This window comes from Pantoea sp. alder81 (assembly GCF_020179835.1).
Classification (GTDB): domain Bacteria; phylum Pseudomonadota; class Gammaproteobacteria; order Enterobacterales; family Enterobacteriaceae; genus Pantoea.
On the sequence record NZ_JAIUDA010000007.1, the window covers coordinates 232,718 to 250,405 of the forward strand.

Sequence of the window (17,688 nt, forward strand, 5' to 3'; positions counted from 1 at the left end):
CTCGCTCATTTAATCTTCAGGTTGAACCGCTATTTTACCCTGTTCCACGCGGAACATCTTGCCCTTTTCGTCACTCATATCGATTACATGCTCGACACCAATGGCACTGACAAATACCTGAGCCTGCGTGGCTTTCAGGCGCTCGGCAAGCAACCGACGACGGGTGTCATCCAGCTCCGAAGCGAAGTCATCAATCAGGTACAAACAGCGACGTCCGCTACTGCGTGTCAGATATTCACCCTGCGCTAAACGCAGTGCACACATCAGCAGCTTTAATTGACCGCGTGAGAGTAAATCTTCCACCGGCGTACCTTCTGCACGAATGCGAAAATCCGCTTTATGCGGGCCGCTGGCGGTGTAGGTGAGCGCGCGATCGCGCTCAAAATTGCGTTCCAGCAGTTCGCCGTAGTCGCTCTCTTTATCCCAGCCGCGCTGGAAGGAAAACGACAACTCAAACTCTGGTAAAAATTGACCACAGGTGGCGATGATCTCCTTCGAGATCGCCGCACTGTACTCGGCGCGCCACTGGCTGATCTGTTCGGCCAATGGCACCAGTTCCTGATCCCATGGGCGGATCTGGCTGTAGCGTGAAACTTGTCGCAGTGCAGCATTACGCTGTTTCATCAATCGACGCAGATTATTCCACGCGTTGAAGAAGCCGGGCGCAGAGTGAAAACAGCCCCAATCAACATAGGCTCTACGGTATTTGGGGCCGCCGTTGAGCAAAGTAAACCCTTCAGGGGTGATCAGTTGCATTGGCAGCAATTGCGCCAGCTCCGCGACTTTATGGCCGTCACTGCCATCAATGCGTACTTTGCTGTCGCCCGCGCGATTCTTGGTAAGGCCGACCGCCAACTCTCGCTCGTTGCCTTCAATACGCCCATGCAGCACAAAGGCGTCCTGATCGTGGCGGATAACACGTCCGGCCTGCAAACTGCGGAATGCGCGACCGTGTCCGAGGGTATAGATCGCTTCGAGCACGCTGGTTTTACCGCTGCCGTTAGCGCCCACAAGGAAATTGAAGCCCGGCGCTAGCGTGAGATCGGCTTGCTCGATATTGCGGAAATCTTTAATCAGGAGGCGGGTTAAAGCCATGAATCATTCCAGCCAGAAGGGGGTTGCCTAACATTAACAATCCAGGCCGTCGGCGGCGCAGGCAGTCTGGTCACGGCCAGCGCGCAGGCCCTGGGAGCATACTGAAGTATGTGACCAGGGACGAGCACTGCCCGGACCCAGAATGGCAAGCAAGCCAGGCCGATATTTTCTACTACAAGCGCATAGGCATAACGACGTAGGCCGCTGCTGGGCTGGCGACATCTTCAATCTGCACACTGGAAACCGAATCGGTCAGCAGCAAACGCACGTTCTCACACTTCAGCGCATTCAGCACATCCAGCACGTAACTGACGTTAAAACCAATTTCCAGTTCGGTGCCGCTGTACGACACATCCAGCATCTCTTCCGCTTCTTCCTGTTCAGGGTTATTAGCGGTGATCTTGAGCTGATTTTCAGTGATATAGATGCGAACGCCGCGGAACTTCTCATTAGAGAGGATTGCTGCGCGGGCAAATGCCTGCTTCAGCAGATCGCAACCCGCTTCCAGCGCTTTATCTGGGTTCTTCGGCAGTACGCGGCGATAATCCGGGAAACGGCCATCAACCAGCTTAGAAGTGAAGATAAAGTCACCGACGTGCGCGCGAATGTTGCTGCTGCCGATCTGCACCTGCAGTGGGGTTTCGCCACCGTCGAGCAAACGCACCAGCTCAATCACACCTTTGCGCGGCACGATCACCGAATGGTTAGGCAACGCCTGACCAATCGGCATGGAGCATACCGCCAGACGGTGACCATCGGTGGCGACGGTGCGTAACTCCTCACCTTCTGTCTCAAACAGCATGCCGTTAAGGTAGTAACGTACATCCTGATGTGCCATCGAGAACTGCGTTGCTTCGATCAGTCGTTTCAGCGTGGCCTGCGGCAAGGTGAACTCCACCTCGCTCTGCCAGTCATCCAGATTAGGGAAGTCAGTCGCGGGCAGCGTCGATAATGAGAAACGGCTGCGGCCAGAACGCACCAGCATTCTGTCACCTTCCAGCGTCAGGCTGATTTCAGCCCCCTCTGGCAAACCGCGGCAAATATCGAGGAATTTACGCGCGGGCACGGTGGTTGCGCCCGGTTCGTGGGGCTGCGTTAGCGCAACGCGGGCCACCATCTCCATTTCCAAATCAGTGCCGGTCAGACGCAGTACGCCTTCACTGACCTGCAACAGTAAATTTCCGAGGATCGGTAAGGTCGGGCGTCCACCAAGCGGGCCGCTAACCTGTTGCAGTGGTTTCAGCAACTGCTCACGTTCTACAATAAATTTCATATGCGTCAGGAAGATAATGTTCGAATGAGGTTAGAGAAATCTTCTTTGATGTCGTGGCTCTCTTCACGCAACTGCTCAATCTTACGGCAGGCATGGAGCACGGTGGTATGGTCACGGCCACCAAACGCATCGCCAATTTCCGGCAGGCTATGGTTGGTCAGCTCTTTCGCCATCGCCATCGCCATCTGACGCGGACGAGCCACCGAACGCGAACGGCGCTTCGACAGCAAATCCGCTACTTTGATTTTGTAGTACTCGGCCACCGTTTTCTGGATGTTATCGATGGTGACCAGCTTTTCCTGCAACGCCAGCAGATCGCGCAGCGCTTCGCGCACGAAATCGATGGTAATGGCGCGACCGGTGAAGTTGGCATTCGCGATAACGCGATTCAGCGCCCCTTCCAGCTCACGCACATTAGAGCGCAGGCGTTTAGCAATAAAGAAGGCGACTTCACCCGGCAGACGAATATCATTCTCGTCGGCTTTCTTCATCAGGATCGCCACGCGTGTTTCCAGCTCAGGCGGCTCGATCGCGACAGTTAATCCCCAGCCAAAACGCGATTTCAGGCGATCTTCTACGCCGTTGATCTCTTTTGGATAACGATCCGAGGTCAAAATGATCTGCTGATTACCTTCCAACAATGCATTGAAGGTATGGAAAAACTCTTCCTGCGAGCGCTCTTTATTAGCAAAGAACTGAATGTCATCGATCAACAGTGCATCGACGGAACGGTAATAACGCTTAAATTCTTCAATGGCGTTGTTTTGCAGCGCTTTTACCATGTCCTGCACAAAACGTTCGGAGTGCATGTAAACCACTTTGGCATTTGGCTTACGCGCAATAATGCCATTCCCCACCGCATGCAACAGGTGAGTTTTACCTAAACCGGTGCCGCCATAAAGGAAGAGAGGGTTATAGGCGCCGCCAGGATTATCCGCCACCTGACGTGCCGCCGCGCGCGCCAGTTGGTTAGATTTACCTTCAACGAAGTTATCGAAGTTATGGCGGTTATTCACATTTGAACGATAGGTCACGTCTGCAGGTGCTGGCACCGAATCCCAGCTTGGACGCAAAATTTGCGCCGGAGCAGGACGATTTTCAACGGGAGCACGTGTGCTGTAAGCCGCCATTGCAGGCTGGCTGGTCGTTACTTGCGCAGCCGGGCGCGTGCCCACTTCGAAACGCAGCAAAGGCACGTTCGGGCCGCAGAATTCATTCAGCAGCCCATTAATACTATTGAGGTATTTATCCCGAACCCAGTCGAGTACAAACCGATTTGGTGCATACAAGGTCAGCGTATTGTCGTTTAATTCAGCCTGCAGCGGACGAATCCACATGCTGAATTCGGTGGCAGGAAGCTCATCCTGCAAACGGGCAAGACACTGTTGCCAAAGCGTAAGTGACACGGCGGACTCCACTCGTACAAAATCGATAAGAATTTCAGGCGCTAATAATAGAAACTGTCTTTTTTGACACAGGCGGTCAGAAAGCGCCTGCGACCGCTGTTCGCGGTAGTCATCCCCCGGCGATCTCATTGAGGATCGTCAGCGGAAGGGCGGATCATAGCGCAAAGCGGCACAGAGATCTTCCCTTTCTACACAGTTTTGATCCAATTTATCCACAGGCTGATGAAGCGCTAATGAGTTTACGCTTTCTGCGGAAAAAGCGAGCGGTGATCTCGCTGAAAGAGGCAATTTTTCTGGTCGCCTCTCGTTTCCGCGCAATAAATCTGCAAATTGATCGCAAGAAGATCCTGCGCGATCCTTGCGCTTTACCCTATAGCCCGTATAATTCCCCACCCGGCATTATTGCGTGAAGCCTTGATGTACGGAATCAGCGGGCTGTATCTGGTTTCCAGGTGCCGCGAACTGCGAAGTAAATTGACTCTGGACTGTACAATTATTACAATCCCGCCTCTTTATTAAAGACACATTGAGGCGTCGGTCGATTTACTGGCCCGAAAACGCGTCACCCAGTGAAAATTTTCAAGTTTAGGTAGAAATCGCCATGAAACGCACTTTTCAACCGTCCGTACTGAAGCGCAACCGTTCACACGGTTTCCGTGCTCGTATGGCAACAAAAAATGGTCGTCAGGTTCTGGCACGTCGTCGTGCTAAAGGCCGTTCTCGTCTGACCGTTTCTAAGTAATAAAGCTAACCCTAGTGGTTAAGCTCGCATTTCCCAGGGAGTTACGTTTGTTAACTCCCACTCATTTCACTTTCGTCTTCCAGCAGCCACAAAGAGCCGGTACGCCGCAAATCACCATCCTCGGCCGACTTAATTCGCTGGGGCATCCCCGCATCGGTCTTACCGTCGCTAAAAAGCATGTGAAACGCGCCCATGAACGCAACCGGATCAAGCGATTGACCCGCGAAAGCTTTCGTCTGCGCCAACATGAGCTGCCTGCGATGGATTTTGTCATCGTGGCGAAAAAAGGGATTGCTGACCTCGATAACCGTGCGTTAACGGAAGCGTTGGAGAAACTATGGCGTCGTCACTGTCGCCTGGCTCGCGGCTCCTGATTGCCCTGATACGCGTTTATCAACGCGCCATCAGCCCACTGCTTGGACCTCATTGTCGGTTCCATCCCACCTGCTCGCAGTATGGGATTGAGGCCTTACGTCGCTTCGGCGTCGTAAAAGGTAGTTGGTTGACGATTAAACGCGTATTAAAATGCCACCCTTTGAACCCGGGTGGTGACGATCCTGTGCCGCCAAAAACCTTTGATACCAGAGAACATTAACGATGGATTCGCAACGCAATCTCTTTCTCATCGCTTTTCTGTTCGTGTCTTTTATGATCTGGCAAGCCTGGCAGACGGACCACGCTCCGCAGCCACAGCAGACTCAGACCACGCAAAACACAAGCAGCGCAGCGGGTGATGCCGCCACTACCGGCGTCCCGGCTAGCGGTCAGGGCCAAACGATCACCGTTAAGACTGATGTCCTGTCACTCAGCATCAATACTCGCGGTGGCGATATTGAGCAGGCACTGCTGCTGACTTACCCTGATAAACTGGGTTCAGACGCACCGTTCCAGCTGCTGGAAACCACTCCTGCTTTCGTTTATCAGGCACAAAGTGGCTTAACCGGTCGTAATGGTCCGGACAACCCGAACAATGGCGCACGTCCACTGTTCACCACCTCACAAGGTCACTTCGAGATGGCCGATGGCCAGACCGAGCTGCGTGTGCCACTGACCTGGACCGACGAAAAAGGTGTGGTTTACACCAAAACCTTCGTGTTCAAGCGTGGCGACTTCGCGGTTAACGTTGACTACAACATTAATAACGCCTCACAGCAGCCGCTGGAAGTGTCGATGTTTGGTCAGCTGAAGCAGACGATTGATCTGCCGAAGCATCGTGATACCGGCAGCAACAACTTTGCCCTGCACACCTTCCGTGGCGCAGCGTACTCGACCAGCGAAGCGAAATACGAAAAATACAAATTCGATACTATCGCGGATAACGAGAACCTGAATGCGACCACCAGCAATGGTTGGGTGGCGATGCTGCAGCAGTACTTTGCCACCGCTTGGGTGCCACGTACTCAGGGTAACAACACCCTGTATACCAGCAACCTCGGTAACGGCATTGCGGCAATCGGTTATAAATCTTCACCGGTGACCGTGGCTGCAGGCGCACAGCAAGACCTGGGCGCAACTTTGTGGTTAGGCCCGGAAATTCAGGACAAGATGGCCGCTATCGCGCCTCACCTGGATCTGACCGTAGATTACGGTTGGTTGTGGTTCATCTCTCAGCCACTGTTTAAGCTGCTGAAATTCCTGCACAGCTTTATCGGTAACTGGGGCTTCTCGATTATTGTTATCACCTTCATCGTTCGTGGCATCATGTACCCGCTGACCAAAGCGCAGTACACCTCCATGGCGAAGATGCGTATGCTGCAGCCGAAGATTCAGGCGATGCGTGAGCGTCTGGGCGATGACAAGCAGAAGCAGAGCCAGGAAATGATGGCGCTGTATAAAGCAGAGAAAGTGAACCCGTTGGGTGGCTGCTTGCCTCTGGTTATCCAGATGCCTATCTTCCTGGCCTTGTACTACATGCTGTCAGGTTCGATTGAGCTGCGTCATGCACCGTTCATTCTGTGGATTCATGACCTGTCCGCACAGGACCCGTATTACATTCTGCCGGTTATCATGGGTATCACCATGTTCTTCATCCAGAAGATGTCACCGACCACCGTGACCGATCCGATGCAGCAGAAGATCATGACCTACATGCCGGTTATCTTTACCGTGTTCTTCCTGTGGTTCCCTGCGGGTCTGGTGCTGTACTACATCGTCAGCAACCTCGTGACCATTCTCCAGCAGCAGCTGATCTATCGCGGCCTGGAAAAACGTGGTCTGCATAGCCGCGACAAGAAGAAAGCGTAACGTCTGACTGCAACAGCAGCAGCGTATACTCAAGGGGCGGCATTTATGTCGCCCTGTTTTTTTATGTGAAAAGTGAGAAAGACATGAGCCACAGCGACACTATTGTTGCCCAGGCGACGCCTCCCGGCCGTGGCGGCGTCGGCATTCTGCGTATTTCCGGTGCCAAAGCCGCTGACGTCGCGCAAGCCGTGCTCGGCAAGTTGCCGAAACCGCGCTATGCCGACTATTTGCCGTTCAACGATGCGGATGGCAGCGTGCTGGATCAGGGCATTGCGCTGTGGTTTCCTGGACCAAATTCTTTCACCGGCGAAGATGTACTGGAGCTGCAAGGGCACGGCGGCCCGGTCATTCTGGATCTGTTGCTGAAACGCATCGTCGCGCTGTCGGGTGTGCGTATCGCCCAGCCGGGTGAATTCTCCGAACGCGCCTTCCTCAATGACAAACTCGATCTGGCGCAGGCGGAAGCCATTGCCGACCTGATCGACGCCAGCTCAGAGCAGGCCGCACGCTCCGCCGTGAACTCATTGCAGGGCGCGTTTTCACTGCGCATCAATACCCTTGTGGAAGCACTCACTCACCTGCGTATCTATGTGGAGGCTGCTATCGACTTCCCGGATGAGGAGATCGATTTTCTGTCTGACGGCAAAATCGAAGGTCAACTCAATGTGGTGATCGGCGACCTTGATAACGTGCGCGCCGAAGCGCGTCAGGGCAGCCTGCTGCGTGAAGGGATGAAAGTGGTGATTGCCGGTCGCCCTAATGCCGGTAAATCCAGCCTGTTGAATGCCCTCGCCGGCCGCGAAGCCGCGATTGTCACCGATATCGCCGGTACCACGCGTGACGTGCTGCGTGAGCATATTCATATTGACGGTATGCCGCTGCACATCATCGATACTGCAGGATTGCGTGAAGCCAGCGATGAAGTTGAGCGCATCGGGATTGAACGCGCCTGGCAGGAAATCGAGCAAGCCGATCGCGTGCTGTTTATGGTAGATGGCACCACCACCGATGCCACTGAAGCCGCTGCTATCTGGCCTGATTTCGTCGCACGTTTACCGGCACAACTGCCGATCACCGTGGTGCGTAACAAAGCCGATATGACCGGTGAAGTGCTGGGCCTGACAGAAGTGAACGATCACTCACTGATTCGCCTCTCTGCGCGCACTGGCGAAGGCGTGGATGCACTGCGCGATCATTTGAAACAAAGCATGGGCTTCTCCGGCAATATGGAAGGCGGATTCCTGGCGCGTCGACGCCATCTGCAGGCATTGGAGTTGGCGGCTACTCACTTACAGCAGGGCAAAGACCAGCTGCTGGGTGCATGGGCGGGTGAACTGCTGGCGGAAGAACTGCGTCTGGCACAGCAGGCACTGAGCGAAATCACCGGTGAGTTTACCTCCGACGATCTGCTTGGCCGGATTTTCTCCAGCTTCTGTATTGGTAAGTAGTCTTTCCCCTGTTTCCCCCATCACTGTTTGGTTGGGGGAAACATGCGTCTTTGTTATTTGGCTCACTCTCTCCTTTACAGTATAACGATCGCTGGCCTGTGCTAAAGCGCACCGGCCGCATTCACTATTCATGCTAAAAATCAGGCGCTGATGGCGGCCTGAACAGGAGAGAAACATGAGTACACCGCTCGACAGCGTGGCGCTGAACGCGCTGTTCAATGACGCTCGCACCCACAGCTACTGGCAGGACAAACCGATTTCTCATGATGTATTGCAGCAGCTCTACAACCTGACCGCGCTCGGCCCGACTTCAGCTAACTGTTCACCAGGACGCTTCGTGTTTGTCACCTCACAGGAAGGCAAAGAGAAGCTGAAACCTGCGCTCTCCTCCGGCAATGTGGATAAAACCATGGCGGCACCGGCAACGGTGATTGTGGCGTGGGATCCGGAATTTTATGAAGCACTGCCAAAACTGTTCCCGCATGGCGATGCACGTAGCTGGTTCACCAGCAGTCCGGATCTGGCGAAAGAGACGGCCTTCCGCAACAGCAGCCTGCAGGCGGGTTATTTGATTCTGGCGGCACGTTCGCTGGGGCTGGATGCCGGCCCGATGTCCGGTTTTGACCCGTCGAAAGTCAATGAAGCCTTCTTCAGCGAAAGCAAATGGCAGGTGAACTTACTGATTAATCTGGGCTACGGCGAAGCCAGCAAACTGCATGCGCGCTTGCCGCGCCTCGGCTTTGATGAAGCGAGCAAATTTGCCTGATTGAGCGTAGGCGTCGCAATCAATGCGACGCCCACTTTTCATATTTAGCCCAGCGAGTGAAAACCGCTGTTGAAGTAGACCATCGGTTCAGCCGCTTCACCTGGCAGTGAAATGCCGACAATACGCGCCAGCAGCACGCTGTGCGTATTCCACTCCACCACCTTCTCCAGCTGGCAGTCAAAACTCACCAATGCATCAGCCAGCACCGGCGCACCGGTGTTCAGCGTTTGCCACTCACCGCTCTGGAAGCGTTCTGCACGACGTGCAGACTGACTGAACTGCGCACACAAATCGTCATGCTGTTCACGCAGGACGTTGACGGCAAAGTGGCCTGCATTTACAAATGCATCATGGCTGGATGCGCTACGATTCACACACACCAGCAGACTTGGCGGCTCGGCAGCCAGTGAGCTAACGGAAGTCGCAATCAATCCCAGCTTTTCGCCCTGAAACTCGGTGGTCACTAAAGAAACGCCTGCGGTCAGGCGGCGCATACCATGACGAAATTCATCAAGTGAGATTGATTCCTGGCGAGTAAGTGAGGTTACTGACATAAAAAAACTCCGACGTGCCTCTGTTTGCGATGAGCACGATGACTTGAGGTGGATTGTTTGCGCACTTCGATGTGCTGTTTTGCTGCCCAAATCCTACACCACATCACGCTTTGCATCACCCTATCTGAGCGAATTCAGCAAAAGCGTTATATGCAAAGTCGCAGAATGGGAATGTCCGCCGCTTCGGTCTTATCTGATTTTTGGTCATTAGATGTTATGCCGGATGCAAACCACTGAGAAAATTCCTACAATAGCCCTGATGATTATCTGACCATTTTCACGGAGCGACAGATGGCTAGTCATTTTGTACGTTGGATGGGTAACTCGCCGCTCTCTTCAGAGCTGTTGCGGGTTCCACAGGATGTGATTAACAGCGCCGAGCGCTTCCCTGACAAGCGCCGTAGCCGTTTTCTTGCCGCACGCGAATTGCTGGCTCAGCTGATGCTGCGCGTCTACGGCATTCGTGAACTGCCACCGCTCGTCACCACCAGCAGCGGGCGCCCTTGCTTTGCCGATCCTAACCTCCCTGACTTCAGCATTGCGTATGCCGGTAATATGGTCGGTGTGCTGCTTGCCGAAGAAGGTGGACGTGCAGGGTTGGATATGGAGATTGTACGCGCCCACAGCCGGCAGACGCAGGACACGCTCACGCAGGATCTCTCATCAGGTGAGAAGGCGTGGATCAACGCGCAGCAGGATTTCATGGAAGCGGTGACGCAAATCTGGACGCTGCGCCAGAGCATCCTCAAATTAACCGGTGAAAGTGAGAACGGTGCCGGTTCGCTGCAGCTGCATCCTGCTGCCGGTCGTCTGCGCTCTAGCGTATTTCCGGATATTCAGGCGGTGTGTGATGCCGAGCCGATGCTGGTGTGGTCGTGCGCGCTCTCTCCCGGCACTGAGCGCTTATGCCTGTGGGAGATTGATGCGCAACAGCAGTGGCAGCCGCTGCGCGATGTTGAAATGAGCAAACCGAATATTGGCCCGCGCTCGCTGCGCCTCACCAGCCTCACTCCCACGCTGCAAGAAATTGGACACCTGTCATAAAACAGGCCGCAATTGCGGCCTGTTTTTTTAGTGCGCGTCGATAAACGCGATTTTCAGTACAAACAGTAGCGCCACCACCACCACGCACGGGCTGATTTCACGCCAGCGGCCGGTCCCAAGTTTCATCACGCAGTAAGAGATAAAGCCCAGCGCGATACCTTCGGTGATCGAGAAGCTAAATGGCATCATCGCGGCGGTTACAAACGCGGGCACCGCTTCAGTGAGATCGTCCCAGCGCACGCGTGACAGCGACGCCGTCATCAACACGCCAACATAAATCAACGCACCTGCCGCCGCATAGGATGGCACCATCGCGGCCAGCGGTGACAGGAACATCACCAGCAGGAACAGAATCCCGGTGACGACCGCCATCAAGCCGGTACGGCCACCAATCGCCACGCCGGAAGAGCTTTCGATATACGCCGTCACCGAAGAGGTGCCGATTAGCGAACCGGTTACCGAGCTGATGCTGTCGACATACAGCGCCTGCTTCATACGCGGGAATGTGCCTTTCTCATCGGTCAGTCCGGCTTTATCGGTGACACCGATCAGCGTGCCGGAGGAGTCGAACAGATTGACCAGCATAAAGGAGAAGATCACCCCTGCCATGCCGATGTTAAAGGCACCTTTGATATCGACCTGACCCACGACCGAAGTCACCGCTGGCGGCGCTGCAAACACGCCGCTGAACTGCACATCGCCAATCGCCAGGCCGATCGCGGTGGTCACCACAATCGACACCAGCACTGCCGCATGAATATTGCGTGAGGCCAAAATCGCGATGATAAAGAAGCCCAGCGCACCCAGCAGCACGCTGTGTGAGGTAAGATTACCCACCGTCACGATGGTATCGGCATTTGGCACGATAATACCGGCGTTCTTCAGGCCCATCATGGCGATAAACAGGCCGATCCCGGCGGTGATGCCGACACGCAGGCTCATTGGGATATTCGCAATCATCCAGTAGCGCACACGCAGCAGCGTCAGGATCAATAGACCCAGTGCGCCCCAGAAGATAGCACCCATGCCAACCTGCCACGAATAACCCATGGCGCCTACCACCACAAACGCGAAGAAGGCGTTTAATCCCATCGCCGGTGCCAGCGCGACCGGCAAATTCGCCACCAGCCCCATCAGGATGCTGCCAAAGGCGGCGATCAAACAGGTGGTGACAAAGACGGCCTGGGTATCCATGCCCGCAACACCCAAAATCTGCGGGTTAACAAAGACGATGTACACCATCGTCAGGAAAGTCGTGAAACCGGCGATCACTTCGGTGCGCGCGGTTGTGCCGTGTTCCTGCAGCTTAAAGATGCGCTGCAACAAGCCCTGATTGTTCATTCAACTGTCCCGAAAAAAAATTTATCGCCGCGTATCCTATAGAGTTTAGCTATGCAAAACACTGATTATTCGCAAACGGTTGCCGGGGTCGCTTTCTGCGCTCAGTGCGCTAGAGTGTCAGCTGGTTGTTTAATAAAAGGATGATGTGCGATGTCAGTTGAATGTGTGTTTTTCGATTGCGACGGTACGCTGGTCGACAGTGAAGTGATCTGTACGCAATCTTACGTCAACACCTTTGCCCAATACGGTATTGAGCTCTCTTTGCAGCAGATGTTTGAGCAGTACAAAGGGGTGAAGCTCTATGACATCGTGCGGGATGTACTGGCGCAGCATCAAAAAGCAGTGCCCATCGAAGAATTTGAAACTGCCTATCGCGCTGACGTCGCCCGCCTGTTTGACCTCGACCTGAAACCCATTGCCGGAGCTAAGGCGCTGGTGGAGAGCGTCAAAGTACCGATGTGTGTGGTCTCCAACGGTACAGTGAAAAAGATGCAGCACTCGCTGGGCTTAACCGGCATGCTGCCGTACCTCGAAGGCCGCCTGTACAGCGGATACGACATCAACCACTGGAAGCCCGATCCGGAATTGATGTATCACGCGGCGGAACAGATGCAGGTGCCGATTGAGAAGTGCATTCTGGTGGATGATTCAGAGGCCGGTGCGCGTGCGGGGATCGCTGCGGGGATTCCGGTATTTTATTACTGTGCCGATGCGCATAATCCGGAGTTGGATCATCCACTGGTGACACGCTTCGACGATATGGCGCAGCTGCCGGCGTTGTGGCGCGCAAGAGGCTGGGATTTGGTGTAAGCCAGGGCGGCATAAATGCCGCCCCTGCAGAGACCTGCGCATTATGCGCCGGGTAGTAAAGATAATACCCGCATCGACTGACCACAAAAGTGTTACCCATGTGGTCAGTCGTATCTGATACCTGTGTGGTCAGACTGAACGGTTACCTACGTGCCCGGTTGTACCTTTCTGTGCATCCGGCAACCGATACGCCTTAACCAATCGCGCCCAGCGAATCCTCGTTGCTCTGCTGCTTCGGCAGCAGGAACAGCGTGGCAACGATATCCAGCAGATAAATCAGCGCCAGCAGGGTGATCGCCGCCGTGAATGAGATTTTCGCGGCCAGCAGGCCGATCACCAGCGGACCAAAGCCGCCTACACCACGCCCAAGGTTAAACAATACGTTTTGCGCGGTGGCACGCGCCTGTGGCGGGAAGGTGTCCGAGATCAGCGCGCCATAGCCGCCAATCATGCCATTCACAAACATCCCCATGATCGCGCCAGTGAACAGCATCACAGTAGGATCACGCAGCTGCGCATACACCACCACCATCACCACCGCACCAAACTGGTACAGCAGGAAAATCTTCCAGCGCGCGAAGCGATCGGCCAATACGCCGAACAGCCAGATACCAAAGGTCATGCCGACCACGGTGACAGCTGTCCACAAGCCGGACTTAGTGAGACTGAAGCCAAAATTCGATGACAGATAGCTCGGCATCCAGATCATCAGTCCGTAGTAACCGAAGTTCTGCACTGAGCAGAGGATGAAAATCCCGAGGCTGGCTTTGCTGGTGGCACGGTCGGCGAACAGCAATTTGATGCGCGCGGCAAATGACAATTGCGGTGTTTTTTCCACATGCTGAGTAAAGCCTTCAGGCTCGCCCATGCTACGACGGATCACAAACGACACCAGCGCCGGCAGCAGTCCCACCAGGAACATGCCGCGCCAGCCAATCACGCTTAACAGCGGTGGAGTAATAAACGCCGCCAGCAATACACCCAGCTGCCAGCCAATGCCAACCCACGCCGAGGCACGATTACGCTTCTCTTTTGGCCAGGCTTCCGCAATCAGCGCCATGCCGATACCAAACTCACCGCCTAAGCCGACGCCCGCTAGCGTGCGATAGGCCAGCAGATCCCAGTAACCCTGCGCCACGGCGCACAGTCCGGTGAACACCGAAAACATCAAAATAGTGACGGTGAGAATGCGGATACGACCATAGCGATCGCTGAGATGGCCAAACACGATGCCACCGATCACCGCGCCAATCAGCGTCCAGGTGACCAGCGAACCCGCCTGAGAAGGATCGAGCGCCAGCGACACGCTGATAGCGGGTAACATAAAGCCCAGAATTAATAGATCGAAGCCGTCCATCGCGTAGCCACTAATGGCGGCGAGCATGGCTTTCGCCGGAGTAACGGCGTTCTTTTTCGTTATTGGGGAAGACATTTAACAGCACCTGGCAGAAAAAAGTGCGCCAAGTATAAAGAGAGGGGTTCGCGGAGACCAATCAGAAATGAAGATGGCTGCCTGTCAGCCACAGTGGCAACAGGCAGCCGAAACGGCAATTAAGAGGGTTTATTGCTGCCGTCGTCGCCTGACAGCAGTTCATCCAGCTTGTCGCCGCCAACGTGACGGAAATCCTGACCTTTGACGAAATAGAAAATAATTTCGCAGATGTTCTGGCAACGGTCACCGATACGCTCGATGGCGCGGGCACAGAACAGGGCCGTCAGTACGCTTGGGATGGTGCGTGGATCTTCCATCATGTAGGTCATCAGCTGACGCACAATGCCTTCGTACTCTTTATCGACTTTCTTGTCTTCACGATAGATCTTAATGGCTTCATTAAGGTCCATGCGCGCGAAGGCATCCAGCACGTCGTGCAGCATCTGCACGGTGTGGCGGCCAAGAGACTCCAGGCTCACCAGCAGAGGCAGGTGCTGCTGGCTGAACTTCTCCAGCGCCGTGCGGCTGATTTTCTCTGCAACATCACCGATACGTTCCAGCTCAGAGATGGTCTTGATGATCGCCATGACCAGACGCAAATCAATCGCGGTAGGCTGACGTTTGGCGATGATGCGCACGCAGGCTTCATCAATCTCCACTTCCATCATGTTGACCTTCTGGTCACCGTCGATGACGCGACGTGCCAGCTCGCCATCCTGGTTGTGCATCGCGGTAATGGCGTCGGTGAGCTGCTGCTCAACCATGCCACCCATGATCATCACCTGAGTGCGAATGTGCTCCAGCTCCGCGTTGAACTGACCGGAGATGTGTTTATTCAGATTCAAATTATCCATGTGCGTCTCCTGAATCAGCCGTAACGACCGGTGATGTAATCTTCGGTCTGCTTCTGTGCGGGCTTGGTAAACAGTGTATCGGTGTCGCTGAACTCAATCAGCTCGCCCAGATACATGAAAGCGGTATGATCAGAACAACGCGCGGCCTGCTGCATGTTGTGCGTCACGATCACCACGGTGTAATCCTGCTTCAGCTCGGTGATCAGCTCTTCGATACGACCAGTGGAGATCGGGTCAAGTGCTGAGCATGGCTCATCCAACAACAATACTTCCGGGCGAATCGCGATGCCGCGTGCGATACACAGACGCTGCTGCTGTCCACCTGAGAGACTGTAACCGCTCTGATGCAGCTTGTCTTTGGTTTCATTCCACAGTGCGGCTTTGGTCAGCGCCCACTGCACACGCTCGTCCATATCTGCACGTGACAGCTTTTCAAACAGACGCACGCCAAACGCGATGTTGTCATAAATCGACATTGGGAACGGCGTTGGCTTCTGGAACACCATGCCGACGCGTGCGCGCAGCAGGGCGATATCCTGATGGGAAGCCAGAATATTGTCGCCATCCAGCAGAATGTCACCTTCAGCACGCTGCTCAGGGTAGAGCGAGTACATTTTGTTGAAGGTGCGCAGCAGGGTGGATTTACCACAGCCTGATGGTCCGATGAAGGCGGTGACCTGGTTCTTCGCGATATCCAGGTTAATGTTCTTCAGAGCGTGAAACTTTCCGTAATAGAAGTTCAGATTGCGAACCTGAATTTTACCGGCAGAAGTCGTTGCCATACTCATTGCTCATCTCTCTTGTGCAGCGCCGCCGAAGCCGCGCCGGGAAATTAGTGTTTGCCCTTGGCGAAAACCACTCGCGCGACAATGTTCAGCAGCAGCACACACAGGGTAATGATCAACACACCCGCCCATGCCAGGCTTTGCCATTCCGCAAACGGGCTCATGGCGAATTTGAAGATCGTCACTGGCAAGTTGGCGATTGGCTGCATCATGTCGGTGCTCCAGAACTGGTTCGACAGTGCAGTAAACAGCAGCGGTGCGGTTTCGCCGGCGATACGCGCGACGGCCAGCAGCACACCAGTGATAATCCCGGATACTGAGGCTTTCAGCGTGATGGCCGAAATCATCTTCCACTTCGGCGTACCCAGCGCATAAGCCGCTTCACGCATGCTGTCTGGTACCAGACGCAGCATGTTTTCTGAGGTACGAATCACGATCGGAATCTGCAACAGCGCCAGCGCCACCACACCCGCCCAGCCAGAGAAGTGCTGCATCTGTGCGACCACAATGGTGTAGACAAACAAGCCCACTACAATCGACGGTGCTGACAACAAGATGTCGTTGATGAAGCGAATCACTTCCGCCAGCCAGTGCTTGCGACCATATTCTGCCAGGTAAATACCCGCCATGATGCCCAGCGGCGTACCGATTACCGTTGACCACAGAATCAATAATCCACTGCCCGCCAGGGCGTTGGCCAAACCACCGCCTGCGGTATTTGGCGGCGGCGTTGATTCGGTGAACAGTGACCAGCTCAGACCATCGATGCCTTTGGTGACGGTGGTGAACAGAATCCACACCAGCCAGAACAGGCCAAAGGCCATGGTCAGCATCGACAAGGTCAGAGCGATTTTGTTTTTGGTGCTGCGCCACGCCTGCATTTTGCGGCGAGAGGCTTCCAGCTCAGCGCGAGCCTGCATTTCAATAGCTGTCATGAACGGGCTCCTTCACTCTTCGCCAGACGCAGGATCATCAGTTTAGAGATCGCCAGCACGATAAAGGTAATCACGAACAGGATCAGTCCCAGCTCCATCAGCGCGGCTACGTGCACACCTGATTCGGCTTCGGCGAACTCGTTCGCCAGTGCGGAGGTGATACTGTTGCCCGGCATAAACAACGATGCGCTGTCGAGCTGGTAGGTGTTACCGATGATAAAGGTCACCGCCATGGTTTCACCTAGTGCTCGGCCGAGTCCCAGCATCACACCACCGATCACGCCGTTTTTGGTGAATGGCAGCACGATGCGCCAGATCACTTCCCACGTGGTGCAACCGATGCCATAAGCGGACTCTTTCATCATCACCGGCGTCTGCTCAAACACATCACGCATCACCGAAGCAATGTACGGAATGATCATGATGGCGAGGATCACACCTGCGGCCAGAATACCGATACCGAAAGCCGGGCCTGAGAACAGGGTGCCCACAATCGGAATGTTCGACATGACGTTGCCGACCGGCGTCTGGAAGTACTCAGCGAACAGCGGGGCGAAGATAAACAGGCCCCACATGCCGTAAACGATACTCGGGATTGCTGCTAACAGTTCAATCGCGGTACCCAGCGGGCGACGTAGCCAGTTAGGCGACAGTTCCGTCAGGAACAGCGCAATGCCAAAGCTCACCGGCACCGCGATGACCAGAGCAATAATGGAGGTGACGAGGGTGCCGTAAATCGGTACCAGCGCACCAAATTGTTCGTTTGGCGCATCCCAGGTTTTGGTCCATAAGAAGGAAAAACCAAATTTTTGGATGCTAGGCCAGGAAGAGAAAATCAGGGAGACGATAATGCCACCCATCAACAACAACACGATAAGCGCGGAAAGTTTCACCAGCGCGCCGAAAATCATGTCACCTTGTTTACCTGGGGCTTTGAACGTCGGCTTAGTGGCAGCCAT

The 17,688-nt window shown here is 54.6% G+C and carries 18 protein-coding genes; 8 read left to right on the top strand and 10 right to left on the bottom strand.

The window, feature by feature from the left end; translation table 11 throughout:
- Nucleotides 1–9: 9 nt before the first annotated feature.
- The 3 genes from recF to dnaA all read right to left on the bottom strand — a co-directional run bounded on the left by recF (nucleotide 10) and on the right by dnaA (nucleotide 3,774).
- Nucleotides 10–1,095, bottom strand: a complete 1,086-nt coding sequence (gene recF, locus LBW88_RS19150) for a DNA replication/repair protein RecF (RefSeq protein ID WP_224933650.1) — start codon at nucleotides 1,093–1,095, stop codon at nucleotides 10–12.
- A gap of 172 nt (nucleotides 1,096–1,267) precedes the next feature.
- The gene (gene dnaN / locus LBW88_RS19155) at nucleotides 1,268–2,368 is read right to left on the bottom strand and encodes a DNA polymerase III subunit beta (RefSeq protein WP_034830010.1); all 1,101 of its coding nucleotides are present in this window, start codon (nucleotides 2,366–2,368) and stop codon (nucleotides 1,268–1,270) included.
- 5 nt (nucleotides 2,369–2,373) lie between these two features.
- Nucleotides 2,374–3,774 carry a chromosomal replication initiator protein DnaA gene (dnaA, locus tag LBW88_RS19160; protein WP_224933649.1) on the bottom strand — a complete coding sequence of 467 codons (1,401 nt, stop codon included), beginning with the start codon at nucleotides 3,772–3,774 and terminating at the stop codon, nucleotides 2,374–2,376.
- A 601-nt stretch (nucleotides 3,775–4,375) separates the two neighbouring features.
- Here dnaA and rpmH point away from each other — a divergent pair.
- From rpmH to LBW88_RS19190, 6 genes are all read left to right on the top strand, one after another.
- Complete coding sequence (rpmH, locus tag LBW88_RS19165; protein ID WP_003849659.1) at nucleotides 4,376–4,516, top strand: 50S ribosomal protein L34; 141 nt, start codon at nucleotides 4,376–4,378, stop codon at nucleotides 4,514–4,516.
- Between the two features lie 14 nt (nucleotides 4,517–4,530).
- A complete protein-coding gene (gene rnpA / locus LBW88_RS19170) occupies nucleotides 4,531–4,890 on the top strand; it encodes a ribonuclease P protein component (protein WP_034830013.1) in 360 nt (119 codons plus the stop codon).
- Nucleotides 4,854–5,111, top strand: coding sequence for a membrane protein insertion efficiency factor YidD (gene yidD / locus LBW88_RS19175; RefSeq protein WP_007893564.1), 258 nt, complete (start codon nucleotides 4,854–4,856; stop codon nucleotides 5,109–5,111). Before rnpA ends, yidD begins: the two co-directional genes overlap by 37 nt.
- Nucleotides 5,112–5,113: 2 nt before the next feature.
- The gene (gene yidC, locus LBW88_RS19180) at nucleotides 5,114–6,760 is read left to right on the top strand and encodes a membrane protein insertase YidC (RefSeq protein ID WP_224933648.1); all 1,647 of its coding nucleotides are present in this window, start codon (nucleotides 5,114–5,116) and stop codon (nucleotides 6,758–6,760) included.
- Between the two features lie 83 nt (nucleotides 6,761–6,843).
- Nucleotides 6,844–8,208 (top strand): tRNA uridine-5-carboxymethylaminomethyl(34) synthesis GTPase MnmE, encoded by a 1,365-nt coding sequence (gene mnmE / locus LBW88_RS19185; protein WP_224933647.1) that lies wholly within the window; start codon nucleotides 6,844–6,846, stop codon nucleotides 8,206–8,208.
- 175 nt (nucleotides 8,209–8,383) lie between these two features.
- Entirely contained in the window at nucleotides 8,384–8,974 is a 591-nt protein-coding gene (locus tag LBW88_RS19190) for a malonic semialdehyde reductase (protein WP_100701613.1), read from the top strand.
- Nucleotides 8,975–9,018: 44 nt separating this feature from the next.
- On the opposite strand, the gene LBW88_RS19195 is transcribed toward LBW88_RS19190, so the two are convergent.
- Complete coding sequence (locus LBW88_RS19195; protein WP_034830017.1) at nucleotides 9,019–9,528, bottom strand: flavin reductase family protein; 510 nt, start codon at nucleotides 9,526–9,528, stop codon at nucleotides 9,019–9,021.
- A gap of 291 nt (nucleotides 9,529–9,819) precedes the next feature.
- On the opposite strand from LBW88_RS19195, the gene LBW88_RS19200 reads away from it, so the two are divergent.
- A complete protein-coding gene (locus LBW88_RS19200) occupies nucleotides 9,820–10,572 on the top strand; it encodes a 4'-phosphopantetheinyl transferase family protein (RefSeq protein WP_224933646.1) in 753 nt (250 codons plus the stop codon).
- Nucleotides 10,573–10,599: 27 nt separating this feature from the next.
- Here the strand turns inward: LBW88_RS19200 and LBW88_RS19205 are convergent, their stop codons facing one another.
- Nucleotides 10,600–11,913, bottom strand: a complete 1,314-nt coding sequence (locus tag LBW88_RS19205) for an NCS2 family permease (protein ID WP_224933645.1) — start codon at nucleotides 11,911–11,913, stop codon at nucleotides 10,600–10,602.
- A gap of 150 nt (nucleotides 11,914–12,063) precedes the next feature.
- Here LBW88_RS19205 and yieH point away from each other — a divergent pair, with 150 nt between their 5' ends.
- Nucleotides 12,064–12,723, top strand: coding sequence for a 6-phosphogluconate phosphatase (gene yieH, locus LBW88_RS19210; RefSeq protein WP_224933644.1), 660 nt, complete (start codon nucleotides 12,064–12,066; stop codon nucleotides 12,721–12,723).
- Between the two features lie 193 nt (nucleotides 12,724–12,916).
- Here yieH and LBW88_RS19215 read toward each other — a convergent pair whose 3' ends face one another.
- The 5 genes from LBW88_RS19215 to pstC form a co-directional block, all read right to left on the bottom strand.
- On the bottom strand, nucleotides 12,917–14,155 hold the full coding sequence (locus LBW88_RS19215) for an MFS transporter (RefSeq protein WP_224933643.1): 1,239 nt from the start codon (nucleotides 14,153–14,155) through the stop codon (nucleotides 12,917–12,919).
- Between the two features lie 119 nt (nucleotides 14,156–14,274).
- Entirely contained in the window at nucleotides 14,275–15,009 is a 735-nt protein-coding gene (gene phoU, locus LBW88_RS19220; protein ID WP_034830028.1) for a phosphate signaling complex protein PhoU, read from the bottom strand.
- Nucleotides 15,010–15,023: 14 nt separating this feature from the next.
- Nucleotides 15,024–15,797, bottom strand: coding sequence for a phosphate ABC transporter ATP-binding protein PstB (gene pstB / locus LBW88_RS19225; RefSeq protein WP_034830029.1), 774 nt, complete (start codon nucleotides 15,795–15,797; stop codon nucleotides 15,024–15,026).
- 44 nt (nucleotides 15,798–15,841) lie between these two features.
- Entirely contained in the window at nucleotides 15,842–16,729 is an 888-nt protein-coding gene (pstA, locus tag LBW88_RS19230; protein ID WP_038643964.1) for a phosphate ABC transporter permease PstA, read from the bottom strand.
- Nucleotides 16,726–17,688 (bottom strand): phosphate ABC transporter permease PstC, encoded by a 963-nt coding sequence (gene pstC / locus LBW88_RS19235; RefSeq protein WP_224933642.1) that lies wholly within the window; start codon nucleotides 17,686–17,688, stop codon nucleotides 16,726–16,728. Before pstC ends, pstA begins: the two co-directional genes overlap by 4 nt.